Below are 9871 nucleotides of genomic sequence, written 5' to 3'. Positions count from 1 at the left end.
ATAGCGCATATATTTAGTTTTCAGTCACTCAGTCTTGAATGAGTGACTGTTCTTTCAATGTTTCATAGATAGACGTTGCATTGTCTCCAATAAACGTTACATGGCCCATTTTACGAAGAGGCTTGTTGTCCTTCTTTCCATAAATGTGAATGTGGCCGGTTGGAAATTCATTAATACGCGAAAAAAATGGTTCAACATCTTTTCCTAATAGGTTTACCATTACAGCTCCTTTATGAGCATGAACTGGTAAAAGTGGTAGATTACAAATAGCTCGGATATGTTGCTCAAATTGAGAGACGTCACACGCTTCAATCGTATAATGTCCTGAGTTGTGCGGCCTTGGTGCTAATTCATTAATTAGTATGTTGTCTTCTGTTACAAACATTTCGATTGCAAAAGTACCTACGACATTTAATTCTTCTGCAATTGCTTTAGCTGCCTCTTTTGCCTTGTTTGCTATCTGCTCTGAAACTCGACCAGGTGCGATACTCGCATGGAGTATATGGTCTCGATGGATGTTTTCACTTACCGGAAAAAATTCTATGTTACCATCTACGGAACGAGTGAACACGACAGATATTTCTTTATCAAAGGTAACCCACTTTTCTATGATTAAGCGTCCTGCTTTCTCTAGCATTTCTTCCGCTTCTGCAAGATCTAATTCACTGGTTAACTTCACTTGTCCTTTGCCGTCGTATCCTCCTCGACATGTCTTTGCTACAGATGGATAACCTATTTTATTGGCTTGATCTTTTAATTCTTGTGGTGTCTTAACGATAGAGTATGGTGCAACTGGCTGGTTTGCTTTACGCATTGTTTCTTTCTCTAATTCTCGATCTTGAGTTACTCGTAAAGAGTTTGCACCTTGAGGTAGTAGTCCTTGTTCTTCTAATAGCTGTGCTGCTTGTAAATCAACATTTTCAAATTCATATGTAACGACATCTGCTTTGCTTGCTAGCTCTTTGATTGCTTCAAGGTCATCATAGGCTGCTACAATTTGCTCATCTGCCACTTGTGCAGTTGGACAATCTGGTGTAGGGTCTAATACGATAATTCGGTAGCCCATATACTTCGCAGAGATTGCCATCATTCTACCAAGCTGACCACCACCTATAATTCCTATGACTCGATTAAAGAGTAGTTGTTTATTGTTCGGCAAGTTGGTCCCTCATCTCTTTTACTTTCTCTTTCATTCCTTGTTGGTACACTTCAAGCTGCTTCGCTACATCATCATCATGAGTTCCAATAATTTGTGCTGCTAAAATTCCTGCGTTCTTTGCGCCTGCTGTTCCAATCGCAACCGTCGCAACAGGAACACCACCAGGCATCTGTACAATTGATAGCAAGGAATCAAGTCCATTTAAGCTCTTCGTTTGAACAGGTACCCCGATGACAGGTAGCGTGGTTTTCGATGCGACCATTCCCGGTAGATGCGCTGCTCCACCTGCACCTGCAATGATAACTTTAATTCCTCTTGCTTTTGCTTTTTCTGCATATGTGAACATATCCTCTGGAGTACGATGTGCAGAAATTACTTCCTTCTCATAGGGAAGTCCTAATTCATCCAATACTTCACATGAATGCTTCATCGTTTCCCAATCGGAAATGCTTCCCATAATAACACTAATCTGTGCCATTTTATCCCTCCGTTTTTCACACGGTTATAATTAAGTTGTGCAACTATATAAGAAAAGCCTATCCCGCTCTCTTAAAAGAGAAGCAGAATAGGCACATAGTGTAAACATTATGCACAAAGCACGCCCTATATAAGGGTGCTAGCTACTTCTCTCATAGTCCGTTATTTACGGTAACGGGTAGAAACAGTGGGCCATATTCCCAAAATATATGAGATGTATTTATCCTGATTAAATTATGACCTTATCATACCAAGCTTCTATTCGACTTGTCAATAAAAAATCGAACATTAAATTATTAAAATAATTTAATGTTCGGATTCTAGAGCTACAGCTTCAAATATAACGGTTTTATCTACCGGAATAACGCTATTCCCTTCTTCACGAAAGATTGGCTTCTCAATTCTACGTGTTGGTGTATAACCTTCTTTCTTCATTCTATTGAGGCATTCTTCTATTGTTTCATTTTCTCCGACTTCAAACTTCTTCTTCTTTTGCTTCTTCTGCTTCTTGGACACTTTTCTTAATTCTCCCTCTTCGAATTTGTTTTACCCAAAATCCACCATGTATTTGCTTCGGTTCATACGTTATAATAAATGCCTTTGGATCAATGGATTTGATAGCTTCATATAAATTGAGCTCATATTTTCTTGGTGAAAGGATTTGCATCGCTAATCGATCACCATCCATTCCATATGCTTGCCAGCTCGTTACCCCATATCCTTTTTCACGAAGTTTTTTTGTAAACTGTAAGTCGGGATCCGAGGAAACTACGTTAACCGTAATGTACCCAAGCGCTAACTTTTCTTCAATTTTAGAGCCAACTATTACTCCAATGCCATATCCTAAACCATATGCTATTAAATTTTGAATTTGACCTAAATTATCAAGAACAATACCTAGACCGACTGTATAAATGACAATCTCGAACGTGCCAATTGTTCCCGCAATATAACGCCTTCCTTTTAACGTGAGGATAACACGTAAAGTAGACAAGGAAACATAGACAATATTAATAACTAATATAATAACAACGACGATAAACGCATTTTCTAACATAACTACTTCACCTCCGGGCATTAACCATACACTAGAATGTCACATATACTATCAACATGAGGACATAGTGCAAACATTTTAACATATTCATCGTGGTAGCACATTATAAAAAAGACTGGAGAGAGGAAACATGGATCCATTTAAAGAGATGAATCAATGGAAGGATAATCTCCATCACTTTTTTGGTGGGGATTTCTGGAATGAATTTGAGCATCTAGTAGAACCGAGAATCCCTGCCGTAACCATTTACGAAGTCAATGATAAAATACTTGTCTATGTTACATTGCCCGGTATTAACAATCGTAAACACGTAAACATCTCAATAGATTCATACTCACTACACGTGAAGGGGAGATTTCCAAAATTAAAAACACAAGGCGAGCTTCACATTAATGAAATACCAAGAGGTGAATTCTCACGGAAAATCGATCTCCCTGTTGCTGTTCAACGTGAGAAAGCAACCGCACAGTTGCGAGATGGTCTCATGGTCATTCATTTATACAAAAATAAAAAGAAATCCAAACCAGCCAAAAATATCCCTGTGGAAATCGTAGAGGATGAATCATAATGCTACTAGTATCGTTTACATTCCTTCTGTTTTGATACCTAAAATGCTTTACAAACAAAAAACTTCGGCACAAATGGCCGAAGTTTTTAGTAATATTTTATTATTGTACAAACCCTAAGAATAGAATGAAGATAACGAATAATCCCCACATAATCGGATTAACTTCTTTTGCTTTCCCTTTAGCTACCATCATAATTGGATAGAAAATAAAACCTACTGCAATACCAGTCGCAATACTATAGCCTAACGGCATGATAATAACCGTTAAAAACGCTGGAACCGCATATTCGAATTTATCCCAAGGAATATCTTTCAAAGCAGATACCATCATTATTCCAACAATAATCAGCGCCGGAGCAGTAACTTCATTCGTAATTACTGAAAGCAATGGAGAGAAAAAGATAGCTAGTACAAACAGTAATCCTGTAACAACGGATGTAAACCCAGAACGTCCACCCGCAGCTACACCGGTTGCAGATTCCACAAACGCAGTAGTTGTCGATGTACCTAGCGTCGCCCCTACAACCGTTGCAGAAGAATCAGCTAATAACGCTTTACCAGCGCGTGGTAACTTATTATCTTTTATTAAACCTGCTTTTGTTGTTACAGCCACTAATGTTCCAGCTGTGTCAAAGAAGTCAACAAACAAGAATGTAATAATAACGATGAGCATTTCAATCGTGAAAATTTCATTTAAATGCTGGAATGCTACGCCAAATGTAGGAGATAAATCAGGAACACTTGATACAATTTGACGTGGCATATCAATTAATCCAAAAATAACTCCTGCAACTGCTGTAATAATCATTCCATAAAATACACCACCACGGACGCCTACACCAATAAGTATGACAGTAACTACTACACCGAAGATTGCTAGTAATGTTGTTCCACTTGTAATATCACCTAAAGCTACTAATGTTGCTGGGTCCGCGACAATAATTTTTGCATTTTGAAAACCAACAAATGCGATGAAAAGACCAATCCCCGCGCCTACTGCCAGTTTCAAAACAGGTGGAATTGCATTAATTACTTTTTCACGAAGACCTGATAAAGATAATATTAAGAATATAATACCTGAAACTAACACACCCGCTAGGGCCGTTTCCCAAGGAATTCCATAGCCAATAACAACCGTATAAGCGAAGAAAGCATTTAATCCCATTCCTGGAGCTAGTGCTACCGGATATTTTGCAAGGAACGCCATAATCAATGTACCAACAGCTGCGGATAGTGCGGTAGCTACATAGACAGCATCTCGATCCATGCCTGTTCCATCTGCTAATATGTTAGGGTTGACGAACAGAATATAAGCCATAGCCAAGAAAGTAGTAATACCGGCCATTGTTTCCGTACGATAATTAGTACCTAATTTGTCAAACTCGAAATACTTTTTCAATGTTGTTCCTCCTCGTTTGTCGTATAAACGAAAAAAAGCACCCTAGGTTAACAACCAAGAGTGCCCAACAGCTGGATTTCCGATATGACCCCTATATAAAATATAAAGGCGCCCATCTATCCATGCCGTAGTCGAAGTATTTACGGTACTTCGGTAGAGACTCTTGGGCCATATTCCCAACATTATACGACGGAAAATTAAATTATAATAAGTTCAAAACCTATAATACTAGGCATTTCTGCATATGTCAATACAAAATCCGAATATTATTGATAAAAACACTTTCATTGTTCGTTTATTGCAATATTTGACAATATTTTTATTAAGACTCTTTGTCAAAAGGAGTTATACAAAACTATGAAAACATTTTTATTGTAAATTCCGCCTGTGGCTGGCTATCATCTGGCTGAATAGTGTAAAAGAACTAAACTTCAGAAATATGAATTCCACTACTTTTGTTGCATTGAACTTGGTTAAAATATAAGTCATTATATACATAATTAGAAAAAAACGGATTAGAATGAAATATATTTATCTATTAGATGGAAAGGATGTGATAAATGTGGCAGCTTTTATAAACGACTTATTAAATAAAGCCGAACTTCAAAGCTTTATTGGTCGCGAAGATGAGCTTCAGCTTATGCAAAATCAACTTGACCGAGATAGAACAGACTGGAATTTATTACACTTTCACGGGATTAGCGGCATCGGAAAAACAGCTCTGCTTAAAAGGTTTATGAACATTTCATCAACAGCTAATACCATCTACATAAATACGGATAAGGAACTTCAATCACCACAACAATTTTTAGATATCATCGTAAACAAGCTGCATAATCATCCTTATTACAATAAAGGACGGAAGATAGGTACAGAACAATCTACCACGACTTCCAACATCGTTAACAGTTTAAATACGATTGCTACTACAGAACCTCCACTTATATTGCTATTTGACTCATTCGAATTGTGGGAACCCATCACAGATTGGCTATTCCATTCATTTATCCCGAGACTATCTGCTAATGTACGTCTAATCTCAGCTGGGCGCGAATCCCTCAGAAGCATACAGACACGCTCTCCATCATGGAGTTTATTAGTTCAACATGTCCACCTAAAACCGTTAAGTAAGAATCTCGTCCACGACTACCTTAAAAACAACGGAATTGACGATTTAATACTCCGAAATACTATTGTTAAACTATCTGACGGTATCCCATTTTCTATGAATTTGTGTTACAAGATGGCATTAGAAAATGGAGAACGTTTAGAAACAGCTAATCTTAAACAAATCGTTAGGATTCTTTGTCAAAACGTCTTAGAAGAATTAGACATCACAATAAATCAGCGTTCACTTTTAGAAGCAGCTTCTGTCGTTAGACAATTTGACAAGGAATTGTTGATGAATATTACTGGCCAGTCACTTAGTTATGAAGAGTTTGATCAATTTTGTGATATCCCGATTATTATGAAAGCGAAAGATGGTTGGAGCTTGGTAGATGGAATTCGGAATTGGTTTCAAACTGACTTTAAAGAACACTCTCCAGAATTATTCAACAGTTATAAGAAAAGAGCGTTAGAAGTTCTTTATAGAAGGTGGACTGCCGCTAATCCACTTCAACGGAGAAGTCTTTTTCTTGAAAATGTATTCACCGCTAAAAATGAGCTTTTACAAGAATTCTATTTTTTAAACGATGAGACAGTTTATGATATTAGAACTGCTGAACAAAAAGACATTGCACCCATTATGGAGATATGGAGGAACCGACATTTGAACTCGCTCCAATCCGTTAATGATGGAACAGAACAAGAGAAGCTCATTCAAGAGGTTTGGGAGCTTGAGCCATCGGCAATTAAAGCTTTTTGGGAAAATGATTGTATCGTAGGCTTTACCGCTATTGTTTCTCTTACAACCGAAGCTAGAAAAATTTTTCTCAAAAATGACCTTTATAGAAATTATCTCTTAAACACGAAAACAGAGGAAAATGAACGTCTGTTTTGGATTGGTGCAACCGCAAAAAATAATGATTATCAAGCTTTGAATGCAATCTATCGTTACTTTTTCGAGCATCTTATGGATAATTTTCTATGCACTGTCATGTTTCCAACTGACTATGACGTTTCCGGATTGTTATCGTTAGGATTAAAAGAATTACCTTGGGCAGCATCTGTTACACCTTCCGGGAAAAAGTTTCGTATGCTTCAAGTCGACCTTAGAAAAGTTTCTCTATTAAAATTATTAACAACATCAAAATTATTAACGACGTCTTATCCAATCAAGACTAAAAAGAACATTTCAGTCCAAGAAGTGACTCAACTATTGAAGAAATTGCTCCCCTCCTATCATGAGCTTGAATCTATGCCAGAATTACTTAAAGAAGCGAACGAAGTTATGGATATTGAAATGAAAGATAATGAGGCCTATGGGGACACCATTCGACATTTCATTAAAGAAGCGATGAATGGAATTGAGATTAAGACGGAAAAAGACCGATTGATGATGCGTTCCATCGAATTGTCTTATATCGAACAGATTGGCACCAACGAATTAGTCGCAGAACGACTCCATCTATCCATTAGCACTTATTATCGTTATGTTAATAGAGGTATTGAAAAATTGGCATTGCAATTAATAACATAGTTAAATCAGATAATAGTGCGAATCTTTGTGATGAATTGGACTCTTAAGATGGAGCTTAAATCACAACTCTGATAAGACGTTACCAAATACTTCAACGAATTTATTTAACCTCATTATTATTGTGGGAGTTCACTATTGATTGGTTTAACATTCATTATATATAAAGGGAGACCGCGCAAAGATTGATACTGCGCGGTCTATTTCTACTCATCTGCGGTAGAAGGCCTTTTATTACTAGCAATAAAACTCAGTTAGAACACGTTATCGAATCTCTATTATATTCCATTGTTGATTAAAGCCATGAAGTAAATCCCATTGAACGATATTTCCTCCGTTATTCAACGAACGTTCATATACTTCTAATGATTTTTGACTGAATCGATTAACCAATGTGTAGTAACCATCACTATTTCGTTCAATTTGCCATTGCTGATTAGTGCCACCTAGATGTTCCCATTGAACGATATTTGCACCATTGCTTGAGTTCCAATCAAATACTTCCATCGCTTGATTACTATTTTGATTAACGATCTCATAATAGCCATCATTATTTCTAATAATAAACCAACGCTGTGTCGGGTGGAAGTTTCGCTCCCACTGTTGGACATTTGCTCCTAGCTCTCCACTTGCATTCTCTACTTCTGCTAATTTGCCACTGCCTCGATTAACAATTTCATAGACTTTACTACTATCAAATTGAATTGGATTAACAAGACGCGTATTATTTGTGTTCGTGTTACCACTTCCACCTTCGATACTTACTGCCACCCCTGAAGTATCAATTATATTATCTCTTATAGTGTTTTGATTGGAATCCCCTGTAACCCTAATTCCGATATTGTTAAAACTAGCGAACGTTTCTATTTTATTGTTTCGGATTTGATTATTGCTTCCTGGCGCTATTCTAATAACGGATTCAGGATTCAACGATGGATCTAATTGTTGTATTACATTACTCTCAAAAGTATTATTGTTCGATTGAATTAGAATACCGTGTATTCTTGAGTTAATCACAGTATTGTTTCGAATCGTATTATTAGTAGCTCCCGTTAAAACAAAGATACCCCGAGGATAATTTTCAATTGTATTAAATTCGACGATATTATTCGCTCCACCGTTTGGAATTCGAATACCACCATAACTATCAGATTGTTGGCTTGTATTGATAACTTGATTGTGAGTGACTAGTGTGTGTGTCGCACGGGACAGATTAATACCACTACCTCCGGTTGAATTAGTAATTATGTTCCCTCGAATTGTATTGTCATGAACATCACCAACCGGATGACTTTCACTCCCAAATGCCATTGCATGTCCTGTTGTTCGATCAATATGATTGTTTTCGATAGTAGAATTCTTTAATCGTCGTAGTAATAAACCAATCGTAACATCTCTTACTTCGATGTTTTCTATAAATAGATCACTGACGTCTGCATCAATATTCATTCCACCTATTTGACCTAAACCACGATTAGCTCGATTCGTTCTATCACCATCAATCGTTAAATAGGAAACGGTTACATTTAAGCGATTAGAACCTGAACGTATAATTGGATTTCCAACCACGTAATTATTTCGTGATCCTGATTTCTTTAATACGGTTTGTCCCTTTCCATCCCCAACAATATTAACGCCTTGGTGAAAACGAATTGCCTCATCAATTGAGTAAGTTCCAGCAGGAATATAAACAGTTCCCTCAACCCCACGATCATAAAAATGACGCATTGCTGCATGTAGTGCCTCTGTCTGCGATGCATCAACACCTGGTGTCATACCAAAATCTCTTGCATTTACTGTTTCCTGTGCATTAACCTCGCTACCTTCTCCTAAATAGATAAAAACAAGTAACAAAAAAGCAAAACAATAACCAACAACTTTTCTCATTACATAGTTCCTCCTTTAATTTTAAAAATATGGTTGAAATATATAAAAAGAATTAACTCTTGCACCTCTATATAATTTATACTTTTTAATAGATTCAGAGTTAATTCGTATAACTAGTTTTAAAATTTTTCGGAGTATGAATATCTATATAATAAACCAATTTTCTAGTAAAGAAAGGTATATTTGGAGAAAAGGTTACAAAGTAGTAGGAGTTATCTGTTTTAATTGAATATATTAATAAACTAAATAGGACTATTATAGTGTTTGTTTGATAGAAACTATCATGCTATATAATGCAATTAAAAAAAGCTAGAACCCTTGATAATAAAAGGTTCTAGCTTTAATTTTTCTATTCCCACTCTACTTTCATGGCGCTAGATATAGAGCAATATCATTGATTTTAAAGGGTTTTAAAGAAGTATCAATCCATATAAATTAATATAAAAAATTAAAATAATGCAATTTTAATGCAATAAATGCAAATCGCAATTTAGAGTTATCACTAAAATATTTGATGTCTAAAACAAGAGACGTTTCATATTGAAGCTTCTTTTTTCATTGGGAAATTTGAATAGATCCTTATTTATAGTGGTATGTGTAAAATAGTTCTCAAAGGATAATTTCTAAAATTATCCATATAAATGGAAAAATAAAAGGAGACCCTCTATACTAGATAATAGGCTAAC

General features: G+C 36.3%; 8 protein-coding genes and 2 riboswitches. Of the genes, 2 read left to right on the top strand and 6 right to left on the bottom strand.

Going from position 1 to position 9871, the window contains the following annotated elements; genetic code table 11:
• Positions 1-28 precede the first annotated feature (28 nt).
• The 4 genes from purK to GGQ92_RS14270 form a co-directional block, all read right to left on the bottom strand.
• The gene (gene purK / locus GGQ92_RS14285; RefSeq protein WP_184250428.1) at positions 29-1159 is read right to left on the bottom strand and encodes a 5-(carboxyamino)imidazole ribonucleotide synthase; all 1131 of its coding nucleotides are present in this window, start codon (positions 1157-1159) and stop codon (positions 29-31) included.
• Entirely contained in the window at positions 1146-1637 is a 492-nt protein-coding gene (purE, locus tag GGQ92_RS14280) for a 5-(carboxyamino)imidazole ribonucleotide mutase (RefSeq protein WP_184250425.1), read from the bottom strand. The genes purK and purE overlap by 14 nt, the downstream gene beginning before the upstream one ends.
• A gap of 134 nt (positions 1638-1771) precedes the next feature.
• Positions 1772-1869, bottom strand: a riboswitch (purine riboswitch).
• A 73-nt stretch (positions 1870-1942) separates the two neighbouring features.
• Positions 1943-2152 (bottom strand): NETI motif-containing protein, encoded by a 210-nt coding sequence (locus GGQ92_RS14275; RefSeq protein WP_184250421.1) that lies wholly within the window; start codon positions 2150-2152, stop codon positions 1943-1945.
• Positions 2112-2693: a DUF2179 domain-containing protein gene (locus GGQ92_RS14270; protein ID WP_184250418.1), complete on the bottom strand. Its 582-nt coding sequence runs from the start codon at positions 2691-2693 to the stop codon at positions 2112-2114. Before GGQ92_RS14270 ends, GGQ92_RS14275 begins: the two co-directional genes overlap by 41 nt.
• A 130-nt stretch (positions 2694-2823) precedes the next feature.
• On the opposite strand from GGQ92_RS14270, the gene GGQ92_RS14265 reads away from it, so the two are divergent.
• Complete coding sequence (locus GGQ92_RS14265) at positions 2824-3261, top strand: Hsp20/alpha crystallin family protein (RefSeq protein ID WP_184250415.1); 438 nt, start codon at positions 2824-2826, stop codon at positions 3259-3261.
• 100 nt (positions 3262-3361) lie between these two features.
• Here GGQ92_RS14265 and GGQ92_RS14260 read toward each other — a convergent pair whose 3' ends face one another.
• Positions 3362-4660, bottom strand: a complete 1299-nt coding sequence (locus GGQ92_RS14260) for an NCS2 family permease (protein WP_184250412.1) — start codon at positions 4658-4660, stop codon at positions 3362-3364.
• A gap of 108 nt (positions 4661-4768) precedes the next feature.
• A riboswitch (purine riboswitch) is annotated at positions 4769-4870 on the bottom strand.
• 352 nt (positions 4871-5222) lie between these two features.
• Here GGQ92_RS14260 and GGQ92_RS14255 point away from each other — a divergent pair.
• Complete coding sequence (locus GGQ92_RS14255; RefSeq protein WP_184250409.1) at positions 5223-7301, top strand: ATP-binding protein; 2079 nt, start codon at positions 5223-5225, stop codon at positions 7299-7301.
• A gap of 261 nt (positions 7302-7562) precedes the next feature.
• Here GGQ92_RS14255 and GGQ92_RS14250 read toward each other — a convergent pair whose 3' ends face one another.
• On the bottom strand, positions 7563-9185 hold the full coding sequence (locus tag GGQ92_RS14250) for an RICIN domain-containing protein (RefSeq protein WP_184250406.1): 1623 nt from the start codon (positions 9183-9185) through the stop codon (positions 7563-7565).
• Between the last annotated feature and the right edge of the window lie 686 nt (positions 9186-9871).

The organism is Gracilibacillus halotolerans (assembly GCF_014206945.1).
GTDB classification, from domain to species: domain Bacteria; phylum Bacillota; class Bacilli; order Bacillales; family Amphibacillaceae; genus Gracilibacillus; species Gracilibacillus halotolerans.
Note: the sequence above shows the minus strand (reverse complement) of the source record. Positions and strands in the feature narration are given on the sequence as shown.

What these genes read in the sequence shown, in the direction of transcription:
- purE (WP_184250425.1), bottom strand. Translation starts at nt 1,637, where the DNA reads ATGGCACAGATTAGTGTTATTATGGGAAGCATTTCCGATTGGGAAACG.
- GGQ92_RS14270 (WP_184250418.1), bottom strand. Translation starts at nt 2,693, where the DNA reads ATGTTAGAAAATGCGTTTATCGTCGTTGTTATTATATTAGTTATTAAT.
- GGQ92_RS14265 (WP_184250415.1), top strand. Translation starts at nt 2,824, where the DNA reads ATGGATCCATTTAAAGAGATGAATCAATGGAAGGATAATCTCCATCAC.
- GGQ92_RS14250 (WP_184250406.1), bottom strand. Translation starts at nt 9,185, where the DNA reads ATGAGAAAAGTTGTTGGTTATTGTTTTGCTTTTTTGTTACTTGTTTTT.